The organism is Pseudoalteromonas sp. SG43-6, assembly GCF_014164365.1.
Classification (GTDB): Bacteria; Pseudomonadota; Gammaproteobacteria; order Enterobacterales; family Alteromonadaceae; genus Pseudoalteromonas; species Pseudoalteromonas rhizosphaerae.
Map to the genome: position 1 here is coordinate 15174 of NZ_JACJEZ010000039.1, position 19110 is coordinate 34283.

A 19110-nucleotide genomic window follows, 5' to 3' on the forward strand; every position below is an offset into this window, starting at 1 on the left:
CACTGAGTATAACCACTGATTAAACTTAGCCTGGTGTCTTTGTCATATACAAACAATTAGCAAGTGGTATTGGCTCTGGGTAATCAGCAAGCCCAAAGCCAAGTTTTTTATACGCTTTAATCGCACTTTTGTTATGAGCTAATACAAATAAAGAACATGTTTGCGTAGCTAAAGTTAATTGACCTAGTTCACTGAGCTGCGTAATTAGTGTTGCTACAATGCCACCACCACGATACTCAGGGTTAACCACTAACCTACCTAGATGACAACGACCAATACGTAAATAAAACTGACCAAAAGCCATTAGCGTATTATCATCAGCAAGCAATACAAATGAGTTTATTTCATCAAGTTTTAAACCCTTTTTGAAAGAATTAAAATCGTACGGGTATCTAAAATTAGGCCCAGCCCATGCATGAACTTCTTCTTCATTTAAAAACCATGACATGATTTCTTTTATGTGGGTATTTCTGACGTGAGTTAACAACATAACGACTCTTACTTAATCTCGGGAATTACGATATATTCCATGTTAATTGATAACAAACAATACGTTATAAATATACCAACCGCAATTAGATAATAACAATAAGGTACTTTTTACTTATGCTAATTGCTACTCCATCATTCAATTAGCCTCCCGTTTAAGTTCAGTTGTTTTCATATTTATGGGCATAAAAACCATGCGAACACTCATTTACCTAATAAAGTTACAAAGATGAAAATAAAAAATAATTGACCGATAATTATATATAAAACAATAAACACCACATCCAAATAAACAAATTTAATACATTTTAGCTGCAATAAATTAAACACAGTTGTTGACGCAACATAAAAATTACACTAGCCTTTCTGGAAGCGCTTCCACAGAAATTAATACAAGCCGCTATGGAAGCGCTTCCACACACAGTGATACCGCCGCATTTTTGTGGCGAGTAAATAATAATGATAACAGTACGAGGGAAGTCTAATGTCCAAGCATATTTTAATGAAAACAAAGTTAGCCACCAGCTTATCTTTGATTTTAGGTGCCGCAACCACTATGTCTACGTTTGCCGCCGAGGTTGAACAACAAAGTGAATTAGAAGTGATTCAAGTCACCGGTTTTAAAGGCAGTATCAAAGAATCAACTCAGCTTAAGCGTTACTCTTCTGGGGTTGTTGATGCCATTTCTGCAGAAGACATTGGTAAATTTCCAGACACTAATTTAGCTGAATCGCTGCAACGCATTACCGGTGTTTCAATTGACCGCAGCAATGGTGAAGGTTCTAAAGTGACGGTGCGTGGTTTTGGTCCAGATTATAATATGGTGACATTAAACGGACGTACAATGCCTGCGGCCTCTCTTCCTGCTGGTGGTGGTGCTCCAAACTCTCGAGCCTATGATTTTGCTAATCTTGCCTCAGAAAGTGTGAAATCAGTGGAAGTATATAAAACAGGTAAAGCAAGCATCGCATCTGGTGGCATTGGTGCAACCATTAATATCAATACTGCTCGTCCGCTTGATAACCCTGGCCTAGTTGCCAATATTGGTGTTAAAGCACAGCACGATACAACTAACCGTGTCGGCGATGATGTTACTCCAGAAATTTCAGGGATCTTTAGCTGGACAGATGAAGATGCTAAATTTGGTGCTTCACTCACAGCAAGTATGCAACAGCGTGATAGTTCAGCAACCGGGGCATTTGTTGGCGAATGGCGCACCACAGAATATGATGGCACCATCCCTCAAGCAGCAGATGACATTGTATTAGAAAATGCTCCTGCGATGGGCCAGTATTATTCAATGCCATCAGACTTGCGCTACACCATTGCAGATCGTGAGCGAACTCGTACTAATGCTCAATTAACATTGCAATACAGCCCTATTGACTCGTTTACCGCAACACTTGATTATACTTACTCACAGCAAGAGTTATTTGAAGCCCGTGCAGAGCAATCAATTTGGATGGACAACTATAAAACCCATTTAACATTTGATGACAATGCTGTTAAAACACCTATTTATTACCGTGAAGAACGCCGCGACTTATCCACTCGCGACTTAGGCTTAGCATTACAAGAGCAAAATCAAGTAAACGAAAATAATTCAATCGGTTTAAACCTTCAATACTACTTTAGTGATCAACTGAACTTTACGTTTGATGCCCACAGCTCAAAAGCCACCAGCAAACCCGATGCGCCTTATGGTAGTTGGATAAATGCAGGCTTAGGTGCCAATGTCGTGGCCGCACAACAAGTTGACTTTAGCCGTGACTTACCCTCTATGGTAATAGATTTCGATGACTGTAGTCGCACAAATCTAAACTGCTCAGGAGCGCTTGATCAAGCTGATGTAGGTAGCTCAATTTTAGATGCAAACTTTGCAAGTCAAGAATCAACCGTTGATGAATTTCGACTACACGGTAGTTATCTCATAGACAACGGCAGTATCGACTTTGGTATTGAGTCACGCTCAATGGAAAGTCACTCTTTACAATCGCTAACACGTAATACAATGGGTAACTGGGGCATTGAAAACCCTGGTGAACTACCCGATGGCTATTTAGATCCAACTAATTTTTTAGCCGAATTTGATGATTACGATACCAGTGGTTCGTTTGATCAAGGCTTTACCGGTAGTGCTTCACAGATTGGTTACTGGGCGGCAGATCAATACGGGTTCAATTTTGCGGCTGATGGCGCCTTTGCAACAAATCGCACTATTGAAGAAGATATTCAAGCGGCATTTGTACAATATAATTACAGTAACGAAATCAATGGTATGGTATTTAACCTTGTGATTGGTGCGCGCTATGAAACAACCGATATTACCTCAACTGCTAATATTGATTTACCTGATGCAGTTGCATGGGAAGGTAACAACGACTTTAATGTGCGTTACGGCACCAATAAAGATGACTATTCCTTGAGCTCAAGCTATAACCATTTTTTACCTAGCTTAGATTTTAACATTAACGTTATTGAGGATGTGACTCTTCGCGCCTCTTACAGTACCACTATTGCCCGCCCTACTTACGACAATTTAAGTTCTGCGGCAACGGTAGGTGTACCTACCGGCCCTTCGATCATTCCAGGCACCACTAATGCACCAGCAGCAACTGGTAACCCTAGCCTTGTCCCACTTGAATCGAATAATTTTGATGTATCTGCTGAGTGGTACTTCACTGATCTAAGTTATGTGTCGATTGGTTACTTTAATAAAAAAGTAGATAATTTTATTGGTCTATCACCAATGACTCAAAACTACTACGGCTTACGCGATGCATCTGCGGGTCCAAGAGCACAAGCAGCCAAAGCAGAGCTTGAGGCACAAGGTCTTGCGTTTACTGATTCAAATTTATTCCAAATGGTCGCTGCAATGGAAAATGGTGTAGCATTTGACTCGATGAGCTATGAAGAATTTGAAGCCGCTTACGACGTTCTACCAAACAGTGATGACCCACTGATGGACTTTACGGCACAAGTACCAACCAACAGTAAAGATGCCAAAATTGATGGTTATGAATTTGCCGTACAACACTTCTTTGGCGACACGGGTTTTGGCTTACAAGCTAACTACACCATAGTAAATGGTGATATTGATTATAATGTAGCCGCTGATCCAACCGTCACACAATTTGCCCTTGTTGGCTTAAGCGACACAGCTAACTTTATAGCCATGTACGAAAACGATAAGTTTCAGGCGCGTATCGCCTATAACTGGCGTGATAAATTCTTAAACAGTGCTGCCCGTTACGTTAACGAACCGGGCTTTACAGAAGAGTATTACCAAATTGATTTTAATATTGCTTACAACTACAGTGAACAAATGTCGTTCTTTGTCGAAGGGCTTAACATTACTGAACAAAATATGCGCCAACATGGCCGGTATGAAGCACAGTTATGGAATTTAGAACAAAATGGTGCACGCTATAATATTGGTATGCGTTATAACTTCTAAGCAAGGGTTATTGACTCATTAACGCCATGAGTATTAAGCCGCTAGTTGTTAGCGGCTTTTTGCGTTGCAGGTTAATAGCAATTTTATTAAAACAACAGAGCACACAATGAATAATAAAATACAACACATTGTGGTATTAGGTGGTGGCGCAGCAGGTTGGCTAAGTGCAGGGCTATTAGCCGCTGAACACCCTAAACAAAAGGTTACCTTAATAGAGTCTGCAAACATTGCTATTTCAGGTGTAGGCGAAGGCACTTGGCCGTCTATGCGCAATACGCTCAAGCGAATTGGTATCGAAGAAATAGATTTTATACGTCACTGCGATGCTTCATTTAAGCAAGGTTCAAAATTCATAAACTGGCGTAACATAAATATAGGCGAAAACTACTATCATCCGTTTATGACTCCCGAAGGCTATTTAGAAACCGATTTACACGCTTACTGGCAACATCATGCAAGCACTCAAAAATATGCCGACGCCGTTAATATGCAAAGCTTTGTTTGCCAAGCAGCACTTGCACCTAAGCAGTTACACACACCAGAATACGCGGCGGTCACTAATTACGGCTATCATCTTGATGCCGGTAAGTTTGCCACATTTTTAAAACACCACTGCGTAGAAAAACTCAATGTGCATCATATTATTGATGACGTCATCGAAGTAAAAAATAGTCATGACGATTATATTCATTCACTCACCACCATAAAGCACGGTGACATAGACGGCGACTTATTCATTGATTGTACCGGTGCTCGGGCGCGTTTGATTGGTGAGCACTATGGCGCAACGCTTATCACACAAGATCATATTCTTTTTAATAATAGCGCTATCGCTGCACATCTCCCTTATAACGATAATCAACAAGAGATCGCCTCAGCCACTTTATCAACGGCGCAGCCACATGGTTGGATCTGGGATATTGGTCTACCGAGTCGTCGTGGTATCGGTTATACCTATAGCGATAAATACTGCGATGAACAAACCGCTGTGAACACGTTAAAGAGCTATGCTGCGCTATCTGTTGGTGAACAAGTCGCCGAGCAAATACAAACTCGCAAGCTGAGTTTTCTTCCTGGTTACCGCACACAGTTTTGGGTAAAAAACTGTGTTGCTGTTGGTATGTCGCAAGGTTTTATAGAGCCACTTGAAGCATCAGCACTGGCGATGGTGGAGCTTTCAATCAGCATGTTAAGCGAACAAATGCCGCAAAACCGTACTCATATGGACTTGCTGGCTAAACGATTTAATCAGCGCTTTAGTTATCGCTGGCAGCGAGTAATCGACTTTTTAAAGTTACATTACATATTAAGTGAACGTGATGATAGTCAATACTGGCGTGATATAAAAAAACCATCGAGCATTCCTACTCGTTTGAATGAATTGCTGGCACTTTGGCAATATCAACCACCAAGCAGGTTTGATTTAATTGAAAACGAAGAGGTATTCCCCTCTGCCAGCTATCAATATGTATTGTATGGAATGGGCTTTCACACGCAAAATACAACAGCAGAAAATACCTTTAATAACGCTAAAGCTGGGCAGTATTTTTATCAGCAAAACCGTGAAAAAATTGCCAAATACTTACAAGGGTTACCAACAAATCGCGCATTATTAAATCAACTTTTAAACAATAAGGCTTAACCTGACAATGACACACAACAAACCTATAAAAAATGTGGTGATCGCTGGCGGTGGTACAGCTGGTTGGATGGCTGCGGCTGCATTCAGTAAACTCGTTGGTAAAAATATCAATGTCACCCTTATCGAATCCGACGACATTGCTACGGTTGGTGTTGGTGAAGCTACTATTCCACCGATCCGCACTTTTCATAAATTACTTGGCATAAATGAGCAAGCATTTATGAAAGCTACCCAAGCAAGCTTTAAATTAGGGATCAGTTTTGAAAACTGGGGCGAAAAAAACACCGATTATATTCACTCATTTGGCATGACGGGCAAAGAATGCTGGGCAGGTGAATTTCATCATTTTTGGCTACACAGCTTAACATTAGGACTTGAATCCGAGTTTGGTGATTACTGTTATGAACTGCAAGCAGCTAAACAAGGTAAGTGTGCTTTTAATCAGCAAAATCCAATTAATTATGCATTTCATATGGATGCGAGTCGTTATGCATTATTCCTACGTGAATTTTCAGAACAACTAGGGGTTAAACGTCTAGAGGGAAAAATAATCCACGTTAATAAATGCGCCACTTCGGGCTTCATAAACAGCCTAACTCTTGCAGATGAAAGTATCGTAAATGGTGATTTTTTTATTGATTGTACCGGCTTTAACGGACTACTTATTGAACAGGCTTTGCATACCGGCTATGAAGATTGGTCACACTTACTGCCGTGCGATAGCGCAATTGCAGTACAAACTAGAGCCATTAGCGATGATATAGTGCCTTATACCCGCTCAATAGCACATGATGCAGGCTGGCAGTGGCAAATTCCTCTGCAACAGCGCGTAGGTAATGGTCTAGTGTATTGTAGCCGTTATTTAAACGATACTGATGCAAAGCAGCTTTTACTCAGTAATATTCAAGGTGAAACTCTCACTGAACCCAGAGTAATTAAATTTAAAACTGGCCGCCGCCGCAAAGGCTGGAATAAAAACTGCCTTGCTCTGGGGCTTGCCAGTGGCTTTGTTGAACCACTTGAATCTACCAGTATTCATTTAATTATGTCGGGCATTATTCGCTTTATCCGGCTATTTCCATTTGATGGTATTACCGAACAAGCAATCCACGAATACAACAAACAGCTAAAAAGTGAGATTGAAAATATTCGTGATTTTATTGTCTTGCATTATAAAGTCACTGATCGCACTGATAGCGAATTTTGGCGTCATTGTAAAAATATGGAAGTGCCTGATACCCTTGTTCATAAAATTAGTTTATTCAAAGAAACTGGGCGGGTATTTTTAGATGACGGCGATATTTTTAGAGTCGACTCATGGGTGCAAGTAATGTTGGGTCAAGGTATCAAACCCAAACAATACCATTTAATTGCAAGCCTGATGAGTGATGATGAGTTAAGCCACTTTCTGCTCAGTATCAAACAGCAAATTACTCAACGCGTGGCACAATTGCCAACACATAAAGCGTTCTTACAACAATATTGTTCTGCGGAGTAATCTGAGTGAGCATAAAAAGCCCTTTAATCACTTAAAGGGCTTTGCACAACAAAACAAAATCAAAGACTAAGTTAACTATCTGGGCAGATAATTGTTGCCTGTTTTGCTCCCTCTGGCACAAAGTTGATATGCGCCACAGAAACCGAACCGTTACCCGTGCTCTGTAATGAAAATGGGCTAATCACTCTTGAAAAATCAACGCCTTGCTCAGTAAAGCAGGTTAAGTCTATGCTGAGTGTTTGCCATCTATTTAATGTAGCCTTTTTGAGTTCTGCGCTGATATCAACACGTCCACCACAACCATGCTCGCAACTCATAGCAACAAATAATGGAGCAGCAAATTCGCTATTTATCTTGTAATCAAAACTCAGCGCTGAGTTTGCTTCGATATAAGCCACTTTATCTTCAGTGAAGTTACTATTGATTTCGGCTGTAGTAAGGCCTATACCTGTAAATACAAATGCCATTGCATCTTCTTGAATATTTTTATCTTCAGTACGATAACTAATACCTGCTAATTCAACGCTATTGCTAGCTACTTGAACTTGCTGCTGTGCTGACTTTAAAAACAATCGCCATGGATCAGTCAGCACGCCATTAAAAATAGCCATATTAGGCAAACTAGCTATATCAACACCTGAGTCTTCATTTAAATTATCTGCCAGGGTATTTTTATCTGTATAGGTTAAACCAAAGCCATAAGGAAATAGTGGCGAATAGTCTACATCATCTCTATTTACTGCGGTTTGCAGTGGTGATTTTGGCCATGAAAACGACAATTTACCAGTAAAGTCATGCTGAATATCACCTCCTGCGTCAGTTAATAATACATCGGCCACACCTTGTCCTTCTGTACCCGGTAGCCATGCGGCGACAAACGCATCAGAGGCATTTAACTCAGCGTTAACCCACATTGGTCGACCTGAAATGAATACCGATACGACCGGCACGCCTTTTGATTTAAGCTGTTTTAATAACGCTAACGACTTTTTATTATTACGCTCAAACTCAAGATTATCCCTGTCACCGTGGCCTTCTGCATAAGGTTCTTCTCCAAACACCACAATCGCCACATCAGGTTTTTGTGTAAAGTGTCCATCAGGACTTAAAATGGCCTCTCCACCTGCGGCCGTGATCTGCGCTTTTAAACCCGCAAAGATTGACGTAGCACCAGGGAAATCGGTATTTTCGTTATTGGTGCCTTGCCAAGTAATACTCCAGCCCCCCGCTTGCTTAGCAATATTATCTGCGCCATCTCCGGCAATTAATACTCGTGAATTAACCGCTATCGGCAAAGTATTGTTGTTGTTTTTTAATAACACCAGTGATCCACGCACAGCTTGTCGCGCAATATCGCGGTGCGCTTGCGCGCCAATTAACTGCGTTTTACCTGAGAACTGACGTTTTGCAGGGCTCGGTTTATCAAATAAACCCGCTCTTAGTTTGACTCTTAAAATACGCGCAACAGCATCGTCAATTCGGCTCATGGCAATTTCACCGGCTTTCACTTGCGCTATCGTATTTTCATAAAGTGGTTTCCACGCCCCCGTAGGAACCATAAAAATATCAAGCCCCGCGTTTACAGCCTGTGGGCAGCTTTCGTTACTACAACCTACAACTTGTCCGTGGCCATTCCAATCACCAACAACAAAGCCATCAAAGCCCATTTTCGTTTTCAGTACATCGGTAAGCAGGTATTTATTGCCATGATTTTTCTTACCATGCCAGCTATTAAACGACGCCATAACAGATTGACTACCAGCCGACAAACCACCAATGTAGCCTTGAGCATGAGTATCAAACAAGGCTTGCTCTGAATCGATATTGTTACCTTGATCGTCACCATCGACGGTACCGCCATCACCTAAAAAGTGTTTAACTGTGCTAATCACCCGCTTATTACTTAAAAAATCACCATCTGCATGGCCTTGCAAGCCGTTAACAATGGCAACTGAGTACCGGCGGACAATCTCTGGATCTTCAGAATACCCTTCATAAGTTCGACCCCAGCGGTCATCACGTACAACAGCAACAGTCGGCGCAAATACCCAATCAATACCAGTAACCATCACTTCGATTGCAGTCGCAGCGGCTATTTTTTCTATTAAAGCGGGATTATTTGCTGCGCCTAAGCCAATGTTATGTGGAAATAACGTTGCACCAATCACGTTATTATGACCATGTACAGCATCGGTGCCCCACATGGTAGGAATATCGATGCCATCAAGAGAATCATCAACCGATGCTTGATACATCTGTTCAGCAAGTGCAATCCAATCTTGTGGTGTGGCATGTTTATTCGCGTTCGGAAATGAGCCTCCGCCATTTAAATACGAGCCAAAACCATATTTACGCATATCATCAGTCGTTATATCGCGGATCTCAGGTTGAATCATCTGCGCAACTTTTTGCTCTAATGTCATCGTCTGCAAGTACTGAACAATCTTAGACTCAATTTGCGGATCAGCTCGAACCACATTATTCAGCTTTGGCCAAATAGCTAGCGATTGTTGCTGCTGCATTTGTTCAACAGCTCTATTATTTTGAGACGTATCTTTACTTTCGCTTGCTGAACAACCAGCCAGAGTAACTAATCCAGCTAACAAACTTAGTGTAGGTAACTTAGCTGTGTGTAAGTGTGTTTTCATTTTTATATACCTATCTATTATCAACTCATTGCTGCTTAAAAGACTCTAAGTACCTGCTGTATTACAAAAGCGAGACCAAGCGGTTTATTCATCTAAGCAACGGTAGAACTATTTTTTGTCATCATTGAAATTAAAATTTAACTGTTGACCTGTTAAGAAATAGTCACTAACCTAAATGTGGAAGCGCTTCCTTAAAGTCATTAAATACCATCTATTGGCATTAATCAAATTAAATATGGAAGCGCTTTCAGATATGTTAGCTTTAAAAGCTAAAAATAACAGCATCACGGACTATAAAAAGAAAGCAGAGGTTTTCTATTAATGAAACAATTATCTTTACCTAAACACTCGCCGCTACTGAGCAAAGACTTCACTTTTGGCGTAGCAACTGCTTCATTTCAAATTGAAGGTGGTGCAGCAGATCGTCTGCCATGTATTTGGGACACCTTTTGTGCTCAAGACGATAAAATTGCCGATAACTCAAATGGTCTAATCGCCTGTGAACACTACACTCGTTGGCCTCAAGATATTGAGTTAATAGATTCTCTGGGCGTTGATGCCTATCGTTTATCAATTTCTTGGCCGCGCGTAATGCATCAAGATGGTAGTTTAAATCCATTAGGTGTGAAATTTTATACTGATCTTCTAGATGAACTTAAACGCCGCAACATCAAGGTATTTGTCACTTTATATCACTGGGATCTACCGCAGTATTTAGAAGATCAAGGCGGCTGGTTAAATCGTAATACCGCCTATGAATTTGCTCACTACACAGATCTTATTAGCAAAGCGTTTGGTGATCGTGTTTATTCATATTCAACCTTAAATGAACCTTTTTGCAGCTCTTATTTAGGCTATGAAATTGGTGTGCATGCCCCAGGTATTGTCGGTCGGGAATTTGGCCGAAAAGCCGCCCATCACTTATTACTAGGTCATGGTTTAGCGATGCAAGTGCTGGCTAAAAATAGCCCACAGACACTTAATGGTATCGTACTCAACTTTACTCCCTGTTACCCGGTAACACAAAGTGACGCAGATCTTAAAGCCACAGCCTTTGCTGATGATTATATTAACCATTGGTATATGCGCCCTGTAATGACTGGCAAATACCCAGATATTATTGAGCAACTTCCAGCAGAGCAGCGTCCAGATATTCACCCCGGTGATATGGAAATTATTGCGCAGCCATTAGATTACCTTGGCGTTAATTTTTATACGCGTTTACATTACCAAGCAAGCGCTGATGATTTTTATGACGAGCGCCCACATCAAGGCCTATTAACTGATATTGGTTGGGAAATTTACCCGCAAGCACTTACTGAATTATTAGTATCGTTAAATGAGAAATACACCCTACCACCGATTTATATTACTGAAAATGGCGCAGCAATGGCCGACAAGATGATAGATGGTAAAGTTAACGATTCAGATCGCATAGCTTACTATCAGCAACACTTAAACGCATTGCATAACGCAGCTGAACAAGGTGTGGTGATCCATGGCTACTTTGCATGGAGCTTAATGGATAACTTTGAATGGGCTGAAGGCTATTCAAAGCGATTTGGTATCGTTTATGTTGATTATCAAACTCAACAACGTACTGTAAAAGCCAGTGGCCTTGCGTATAGTAGTTTAATTACTAGCCGGTAAACTTAGCTAGTGCTCCTTTAAAAACAACAATAAGAAACACACAGTGAACAAAATTCCTTTATACGAAAAAATCGGTTATGCGATGGGTGATGCCGGAGCCAACTTAGTTTGGCGAGGTGCACTTGCCTACCTAGCAGTATTTTACACTGACACATTTGGCATATCGGCTGCGGCCGCAGCTATGTTATTTTTGGTGGTTAGGTTATCCGATGGTGTAACCGATATCATTATGGGAATGATTGCAGACAGAACCACCACTCGGTTTGGTAAATTCAGACCGTGGATTTTATGGTCTGCTCCTTTTTTAGGACTGTTCATGGTGTTGTGTTTCACCACACCTGATTTCAATGACACCAACAAGTTAATTTACGCCTACGTTACCTACATAGGCTTAACGTTAGCTTATACGGTGAGTAACGTGCCTTACTCTGCATTAATGGGAGTAATGAGTCCAGACGATACCGAGCGCACGAAACTATCGAGTTTTCGCTTTGCCGGAGCCTTTGCAGGCGGTTTATTAGTGATGGGCTTTTTACCTGAACTGGTTGCTTATTTTGGCGATGGCGATAACGCCAAAGGTTATCAGTTAACCATGTACTTATTTGCAGCATTACTAATTGTTTTGATGGTGATCACTTTTGTTAGCACCAAAGAGCGGGTAATCCCCCACAAAACAACCAGTGGTAATTTAAAATCAGAGCTCAAAGATTTAACTAAAAACTTACCCTTTATTATTCTGCCATTATTGGCAACTACCTTGTTCTTTTATTATCGCGAAATCTACAGTGGGCTATTTTTTGCATTTATCATGACTATGATGACTGTTGTGATAAAAAAATTACTCAACAAAGATCATCAAAATCTCACCGGAACTCAACGTGATATGGTTGATTTGCTCACCAACAAGCCTTGGTTAATTTTATTAGGCATGGGCTTTTTGACCATGATGTTCAACGGTATAAAGTATGGTGTAATTGCTTATTACTTTAAATATCAGGTTGGCAGCGAACTGATGGCAGGCCAATACTTCGTTGCGTTATTAGTGGTGTCTATCTTCGGCGCTCTTGCCACTGGTAAACTTGCCGAACTAATAGGCAAACGTAATTTATTTATCATCTCTTTAATATTAAGTGGCTTATTAACCACAGCATTTTATTGGGTGCCTGCTGACAACATTGTTGCCATATTTACTTTTGGTTGTGCAGCTGAGTTTTTTGCTGCCATGATGCCTACCCTGTTTTTTAGCATGTTAGGGGATGCTGCCGATTATTCTGAGTGGAAAAACAAACGCCGCGCCACGGGCTTAATTTATTCAGCAGGGACGTTTGTGCAAAAAACTGGCGGCGGTTTCGCTGGGGCATTAGTATTAGTGGTATTGGCAGGCTATGGCTATAACGGCATGAACGAAGCAACCATTACGCAATCATTACCTGGCATGCAACTATTAATGAGTTGGATCCCCGCAGCATTTGCTTTTTTAGGTGCCGCCTTGATGCTTATCTATCCGTTGACACCCGCAATGACGCAGAAAATCACGGAAGACTTGGCTTTTAGACGCAGTAATGTGTAAATTATATTTCATTATCAATACGTTTTTATAAAGTGCGAATAATAACGCTAGGAAATTAATGGCTACAATTTATCAAGTATCAGAACTTGCAGGTGTCTCTCTCTCTACGGTATCAAGGGTTCTGAACGACAATGATTATGTAAGTAAAAAAACCAAGAAAAAAGTGCTCGAAGCAATGCAGCAACTTGGCTATCAACCCAGTTCTATTGCCCGTTCTTTAGCATCGAGTCGTACCAGTAGTGTTGGTGTTTTAGTCTCTGAACTAGACGGCCCGTTCTTTGGCCAAATGATGTCGGCGATAGAGCAGCAACTTCGTGCCGCAGGTAAGCATGTTATTATTACCGCAGGGCACAGTGACGAAGACAAAGAGAAAAATGGCTTTGAATTTTTAATCAGTCGTAACTGTGATGCCATAATTGCCCATGTGGAAATAGTATCGGACGAATATTTAATTGAACTTAGTAAGGGAAAAATCCCCATTTATTTAATGAGCCGTTATGTTGAGGAAATTAAAGACAACTGTATTAGTCTTGATAACGTTCTGGGCGGTTATCTTGCCACTAAAACGATGATCAATAAAGGTCACAAAAATATTGCTTATATTGCGGGTCCACAATTTAAAGTTGATGCGTCAGACCGACTAGTAGGACATAAAAAAGCGCTTGCTGAATACAATATAGCCTTTGATGAAAGCCTTTTTTACATTGGCGACTTTAAAGAAACCGGCGGCAATGATGGCTTAAAACATTTTATTGAAAATAAAGCGCAATTTAGCGCAATTGTCTGTGCCAATGATGAAATGGCCTCAGGTGCGATGAAGTTCGCCAGAGAACACGGTTTTAATTTACCGAAAGATCTCGCCATTATGGGCTACGATAACGTGATTTTCACCAATTACCTTTACCCAACTCTAACAACTATAGATAACCCAGTCCCAGAGATGGGCAGAATGGCGGCTAACCTTGTACTTAAAGACATTTACAAACGCCCTGGCATTACAATTAATCGTGTATTCCAGCCGACTCTCGTTTTAAGAGACTCCACGCCAGATATTAATTAATGCGGTAAAATCATTCGTTCACTAGGTTGAATTTTCAACTAACGAATTTGCTGATCAGCTAAACTTAGATTCAGCCCATGCAATTCATTACGTACCCATCGACCATCTAAGTATTGTTCAAGGTGGTCTTGGGCAAATGTTAAAAAACTACGCGCAGCATGAGCAATATGCCGATCAGTGCGGATCACAAAGTACCAATGACTTGCTAAGCTTGCATCACTTACAGTTAATACTTTGAAGCCATGATCTCCTATTGGCAACACATGGCGAGACAGCACACCAATTCCCATTCCTGATGATACTGCAACGCGAATAGCCTCATTACTTGCCATTTGCACGCTGTTGCTCAGTACTAAACCGCGTCTTTGCAGTTCGCTCTCAAATAACATCCGGGTTGCAGAGCCAGGCTCCCTTAATAAAAAGCGGTATTTCACTAGCTCAGAAAGTTCAACGTGTTGTTGATTAGCTAATGGATGATCAGTAGGCACAATAAACTCAAGCGGGTTTTTTAAAAACCGTGCCGCCTTTGCATGTTCAAGTGACGGTGGATGGCTAAATACATAAATATCATCTTCACCGCGTTCAAAGCGCGCTAACACCTCTGCTCTATTGCCAATCTCAAGAGGCAACTCAACGTGAGGATGCAGATTACTATAGGGCCCGAGTAATTTTGGCAAAATATATTGTGCGGTATTCACCATGGCGATTTTACATCGCCCGCGCTCGCCCCCTTTGAGTTCAGCTAAAAAATCGTTGTAATCATCAAAGTGGCCAAACACTCGTTGGCAAGTCCTAAATAACTCATGCCCGGCTTCTGTGACATGCAGTTTTTGTTGCTGCATAATCACCAGCGGCTCATCTACAGCCTCTTGTAAACGTTTAATTTGCAGCGACACCGTTGGCTGAGTTAAGTGTAAACGCCGTGCGGTTTCACTGATCGAGCCGGTTTTTACTACACTCATAAACACTTCAAGCAGCCGAAAAGAAATATGTCTTAAATCCATCGCTATCACATCCCCTCTGGTATTAATCAGCCCATAGATAATAACCTATAACTAACTATCAATCATTTTATTATTTACAATGCATGATTTTATCTACAATAGCGCGACTTTAAATTAATAGGAGAAAGGTGTGCCAGATATTGTTGTAATGTTTTTTGTTTTGGGTTTAGTCGCGGGGATTTTACGCTCTGATCTCGTTATTCCAAAAGCAACTTACGAGACCTTAAGTTTGCTGCTGATGCTGACCATAGGCTTAAAAGGCGGCATGGTATTACACGGCAATCTTAGTTGGCAATTATTGCCAGAAATGGGCTCGGTGATGCTGCTTGGCGCATTTATACCTTTAATGCTCTACCCTATTTTAAAATATGTCATAAAACTTTCGGTAGCGAACAGCGCAAGTATCGCCGCCCATTATGGCTCCGTAAGCGCGGGGACATTTGCAGTCGCCCTCGCTTATGCTGAATCGGCGCAGCTAGCAGTAGGTGCTGAAGTAACCCTGTATTTAGTGATGCTAGAGCTTCCCGCGATTATCGTAGGGCTGTTAATTTATCGACGACTTGATAAACAACATAGTGCCGATAATACCTTATCGCTTAAAGCACTCTGGCATGAAACCTTAACCAATAAGAGCGTTATTCTCCTCGTAGGCGGTGTTGTTATTGGTATGATGTATGGCACACAGCAAGGCAGCCAAGTAACTGGATTATTAACCAATAGTTTTAAAGTCGTGCTTGCATTATTTTTACTCGAAATGGGTTTAACGGCAGCGCAAACATTACGCCCTATACCTTGGCATCACTGGAAACTGACACTATTTGCTATAATCAGTCCATTAATATTAGGCGCGATTGGAGTCAGTGTCGGCACTTTATTAGCGCTTGAGTTAGGCTCAATCGTTATCTTGGGGAGTTTAGTGGCCAGCGCATCTTATATTGCAGCGCCTGCCGCTATAAAAGCCGCAATCCCCAAAGCCGATATAGGTCTGGCTATGCTCAGTTCACTAGGCATCACTTTCCCATTTAACGTACTTATCGGTATCGGTTTGTATCATCAACTTGCTGTTGCGATGCAATAAATTAAACAATAGATAAGGGCTATTTAGCCCTTATCTGTCTATAGGTTAAGCAAGCTCGGGCCATTGAATTGACTTACTGTCTTTGCCATTTTTACAGCTAAGTGGATCATTACCTTTATAATTTTTGCATCCCCAAAACTGCCCTTTTGCGCTATTGCGTAATACCATTTCAGCACCGCATTTATCACACGTTGGCACTAGATGGTTACAGGCTGTATTTATACATAATTTAAACCCTGTATAGCGACTGCGAGTCATTGGGCTTTGGCACTGCTCGCACGATTTTTCTTTATGCTCACAACGTGGAAATAACGAACAGCCGTAGAATGGCCCAAAACGACCATTGTGTTTTTTTAATACCCCGCTATCACAGCGCATACAGTTTATATCTGCGATATGTAATTGATCAACATCACTAGTAAATTCATCCAGTTCTATGTCATGTTCAGCAATTAACTCCGAGACAAAACAACTGCTATTGGTCATATCAGCAATGATGTAGGCGCGGTGTTTTGCGCGCGTTAGTGCAACGTAAAATAACCGTCGCTCTTGTGCGTAAGCGAAGTTTTCTGGCGCTGGTAATAAAGCTTCGATAATTGCGGGCGCAACTTTTTCAGATGGAAAACCATGTTTACCCTTTTGTAATCCGATAATAATAACATGATCGGCTTCTTTACCTTTTGAGGCGTGAAAAGACTGCGACTGAATTTTTAACAACGGATATTTAACACTCATGGTTTTAATATCCGTATTTGTTGGTAGCTGAAACCAAAATCGCGCTAAAAAATACACGGTTGTGGGTTTACATGCCTTGCTGTGTATTGTGCAGAGTATGTCATCAATCGCACCATTTAATAGTTCAGGAATGTCACTGTAATAACTATTTTTATAACCAATAGACGCATTACTACTGCGCCTTAATAACGACACACTAGGATGTGAAACCTGAGTTAAAGAAGTAATCGTTTTATCAAGCTGCGCGGGATTTTTTCTAATAAATGCTGAGGCAACTTCACCAATTTTATTATTAAAACGAAACGTAAGATCCAGCGCCGTTTGCGTAGTAAAGCCAAAATACGTTGCAAACTCAGTGGTCAACTTAATATCAGCGCCGCTGAATCGGTAAATTGCTTGCCAATCGTCACCCACTGCAAATACTGAACTACCTTTGTTGCTATCGCGAAGTGCTTTAACCAATCGTGCTCTTGGCTGTGATATATCTTGAAATTCATCAACCATAATATAACGCCAAGGCGATTTAAACTTGCCCGACTCAACATACTCGATTGCCTTGATAATCATATCATCAAAGTCAATTTCACCGCGCTGCTGCAAGTGAGCGTTGTAGTTAGATAAAATTGGTTTTAATAGCGCCAACGCTTGGGTTGTTTGTTTGGCGTCAAGGGAGCGTTTAATGACATCAACTTCATCAGCATCAGTTAAATAAGCCGCCTTATATAAACTCAGCAATTGACTAAATAACGCAGCTAATACGGTGATCCTGCCAGTTTCTTTTAAGCTTTCGAGCAGTGATTCTAAGGGCAATATCTGTGTTTTCACGCTCGCACTTAAAAGCGCTTGTTCAAGTTCGTTTAACAGCTTACCTTGTTTATGTTGCCCATAAGTCAAAGCTATACAGTGAGTGTTATTACTGGCATGAGTGGTATTTTTCCAATCAATTTCGCTATGGTATTGCGCTTTATCAATGTAAGGCGCAGTATTGCCAGCGTCATCGATGCCGTAATATTCAATGTAAATATCGTACTCAGGTAAATAAAAATCAGGCTTGTACTGTCTGCGTTCAATGGTTTTTACGTCAACTTTATAAGGCGCTTCGTATTGATAATCTATGCCGTGATAAAACAGCCAATTAGCTATATATAACTCACCAAAGCTTTTTACCTTGTCGCCTTTTAGGCTACGGATATCGTTATCATTTAAGTAGCTGTAATAGTCACCCAATGTTTTAAAATCAAATTCATTTTTTTCAACATAATAGTATTTACTAAAATAATCTAAAACCAGATGACGATACTCGGCACTGTTTTCAATCAATGATTCAAAGCACTGCTGCACCCATTTTGCTTTCGCTTTTTCGTCTTCTGCAAATACACTCATAGTCGGTTTAGCACGTTCAACTTGTGAGATAATCGCCAGTCCGACACTATGAAAAGTAGCGGCTTTTATTTTATCGGTGGCGAGCTTATTTTCGATCCGTTGATCCATTTCATCAGCAGCTTTGCGACCATAGGCCAGCAATAAAATATCACTGTAACTTGCCTGCTGACTTTGCACTAAAAACCCAGCCCTGCCAATCATAACACTGGTTTTACCGGTGCCTGCGCCAGCCAATAACAAGTTATTATCGTCATCAATCACACAAGCACGTCTTTGACCTAGTGTTAATGGATTTGCTTCAACACGGTCAAAAAAAGCGTGGTGTAGGTTAAGTTGCTTAGTAACGTATTTTTGTTGTAGATACTGGGTAAGTGCAGCATCCCAGTTTGCATATTGCTCTAATACGTTTATTTTTTTATCCACTAAAACAAATGCGGGGCTGATTTTTATCCACGGCAACCAACGATCATGCTCTTGCTGTGCCAACCGCTGAATACGACTAACATAAGACTGGCGTAAATATCGCTGCTTGACCAGTTTTGTTATTTTATTAAGAAAAGTGTCAAGCTTAGCTTCATTAGCGTTCACCCAATAGCGTTCAAATTCAGTTTTAAATTTACGGTGAGCACCATATGCCAGCAGCGAAAATGTATGATTTTGTTGTGCCGTAACAAAAGAAATCGTTTGACCAAACAAGCCGAAAGCAAACGACGGCGGTGCCTCCAAATCACTCCAACTTATTTGTCTAGTTGAGTTACCTTGGAGAATAGTCAACATATGGTGATCAAACGCCAACATGGCTTTATTAGAAAACATCCTGCCAAACAGGCTAACTGCAATAGAATTCATTACTGCTGAATTCCTAAATAAAAAGAGTGAATTACCGGTATTTTAAG

At 40.9% G+C, this 19110-nt stretch carries 11 protein-coding genes; 7 read left to right on the forward strand and 4 right to left on the reverse strand.

The genetic code is table 11. From position 1 onward, the window contains the following. Nucleotides 1-25 precede the first annotated feature (25 nt). The gene (locus tag H5201_RS15875) at nucleotides 26-490 is read right to left on the reverse strand and encodes a GNAT family N-acetyltransferase (protein ID WP_259399711.1); all 465 of its coding nucleotides are present in this window, start codon (nucleotides 488-490) and stop codon (nucleotides 26-28) included. Between the two features lie 483 nt (nucleotides 491-973). Between H5201_RS15875 and H5201_RS15880 the strand changes: the two genes are divergently transcribed. The 3 genes from H5201_RS15880 (at nucleotide 974) to H5201_RS15890 (ending at nucleotide 7086) form a co-directional block, all read left to right on the forward strand. Then, entirely contained in the window at nucleotides 974-3946 is a 2973-nt protein-coding gene (locus H5201_RS15880; RefSeq protein ID WP_149980989.1) for a TonB-dependent receptor, read from the forward strand. 106 nt (nucleotides 3947-4052) lie between these two features. Beyond that, nucleotides 4053-5588 (forward strand): tryptophan halogenase family protein, encoded by a 1536-nt coding sequence (locus tag H5201_RS15885; protein ID WP_182739222.1) that lies wholly within the window; start codon nucleotides 4053-4055, stop codon nucleotides 5586-5588. A gap of 7 nt (nucleotides 5589-5595) precedes the next feature. Next, nucleotides 5596-7086: a tryptophan halogenase family protein gene (locus tag H5201_RS15890; RefSeq protein WP_182785064.1), complete on the forward strand. Its 1491-nt coding sequence runs from the start codon at nucleotides 5596-5598 to the stop codon at nucleotides 7084-7086. A gap of 71 nt (nucleotides 7087-7157) precedes the next feature. Here H5201_RS15890 and H5201_RS15895 read toward each other — a convergent pair whose 3' ends face one another. Then, nucleotides 7158-9734, reverse strand: a complete 2577-nt coding sequence (locus H5201_RS15895) for an exo 1,3/1,4-beta-D-glucan glucohydrolase (protein ID WP_182785065.1) — start codon at nucleotides 9732-9734, stop codon at nucleotides 7158-7160. A gap of 321 nt (nucleotides 9735-10055) precedes the next feature. On the opposite strand from H5201_RS15895, the gene H5201_RS15900 reads away from it, so the two are divergent. From H5201_RS15900 to H5201_RS15910, 3 genes are read left to right on the forward strand one after another with little or no spacing between them, the layout of a single operon-like run. Next, on the forward strand, nucleotides 10056-11384 hold the full coding sequence (locus H5201_RS15900) for a GH1 family beta-glucosidase (RefSeq protein ID WP_182785066.1): 1329 nt from the start codon (nucleotides 10056-10058) through the stop codon (nucleotides 11382-11384). Nucleotides 11385-11427: 43 nt separating this feature from the next. Then, nucleotides 11428-12954: an MFS transporter gene (locus H5201_RS15905; protein WP_182785067.1), complete on the forward strand. Its 1527-nt coding sequence runs from the start codon at nucleotides 11428-11430 to the stop codon at nucleotides 12952-12954. A 58-nt stretch (nucleotides 12955-13012) separates the two neighbouring features. Further along, nucleotides 13013-14014, forward strand: a complete 1002-nt coding sequence (locus H5201_RS15910; protein WP_145233053.1) for a LacI family DNA-binding transcriptional regulator — start codon at nucleotides 13013-13015, stop codon at nucleotides 14012-14014. A 38-nt stretch (nucleotides 14015-14052) separates the two neighbouring features. Here H5201_RS15910 and H5201_RS15915 read toward each other — a convergent pair whose 3' ends face one another. After that, the gene (locus tag H5201_RS15915; RefSeq protein WP_182785068.1) at nucleotides 14053-15018 is read right to left on the reverse strand and encodes a LysR family transcriptional regulator; all 966 of its coding nucleotides are present in this window, start codon (nucleotides 15016-15018) and stop codon (nucleotides 14053-14055) included. A 130-nt stretch (nucleotides 15019-15148) separates the two neighbouring features. Between H5201_RS15915 and H5201_RS15920 the strand changes: the two genes are divergently transcribed. Next, nucleotides 15149-16096, forward strand: coding sequence for a sodium-dependent bicarbonate transport family permease (locus tag H5201_RS15920; protein ID WP_182718891.1), 948 nt, complete (start codon nucleotides 15149-15151; stop codon nucleotides 16094-16096). A 45-nt stretch (nucleotides 16097-16141) separates the two neighbouring features. Here the strand turns inward: H5201_RS15920 and H5201_RS15925 are convergent, their stop codons facing one another. After that, complete coding sequence (locus H5201_RS15925; RefSeq protein ID WP_182785069.1) at nucleotides 16142-19063, reverse strand: UvrD-helicase domain-containing protein; 2922 nt, start codon at nucleotides 19061-19063, stop codon at nucleotides 16142-16144. Nucleotides 19064-19110: the final 47 nt, after the last annotated feature.

Coding starts and splice junctions, on each gene's coding strand:
- H5201_RS15875 (WP_259399711.1), bottom strand. CDS start 490: ATGTTGTTAACTCACGTCAGAAATACCCACATAAAAGAAATCATGTCA.
- H5201_RS15880 (WP_149980989.1), top strand. CDS start 974: ATGTCCAAGCATATTTTAATGAAAACAAAGTTAGCCACCAGCTTATCT.
- H5201_RS15885 (WP_182739222.1), top strand. CDS start 4,053: ATGAATAATAAAATACAACACATTGTGGTATTAGGTGGTGGCGCAGCA.
- H5201_RS15890 (WP_182785064.1), top strand. CDS start 5,596: ATGACACACAACAAACCTATAAAAAATGTGGTGATCGCTGGCGGTGGT.
- H5201_RS15895 (WP_182785065.1), bottom strand. CDS start 9,734: ATGAAAACACACTTACACACAGCTAAGTTACCTACACTAAGTTTGTTA.
- H5201_RS15900 (WP_182785066.1), top strand. CDS start 10,056: ATGAAACAATTATCTTTACCTAAACACTCGCCGCTACTGAGCAAAGAC.
- H5201_RS15910 (WP_145233053.1), top strand. CDS start 13,013: ATGGCTACAATTTATCAAGTATCAGAACTTGCAGGTGTCTCTCTCTCT.
- H5201_RS15915 (WP_182785068.1), bottom strand. CDS start 15,018: ATGGATTTAAGACATATTTCTTTTCGGCTGCTTGAAGTGTTTATGAGT.
- H5201_RS15925 (WP_182785069.1), bottom strand. CDS start 19,063: ATGAATTCTATTGCAGTTAGCCTGTTTGGCAGGATGTTTTCTAATAAA.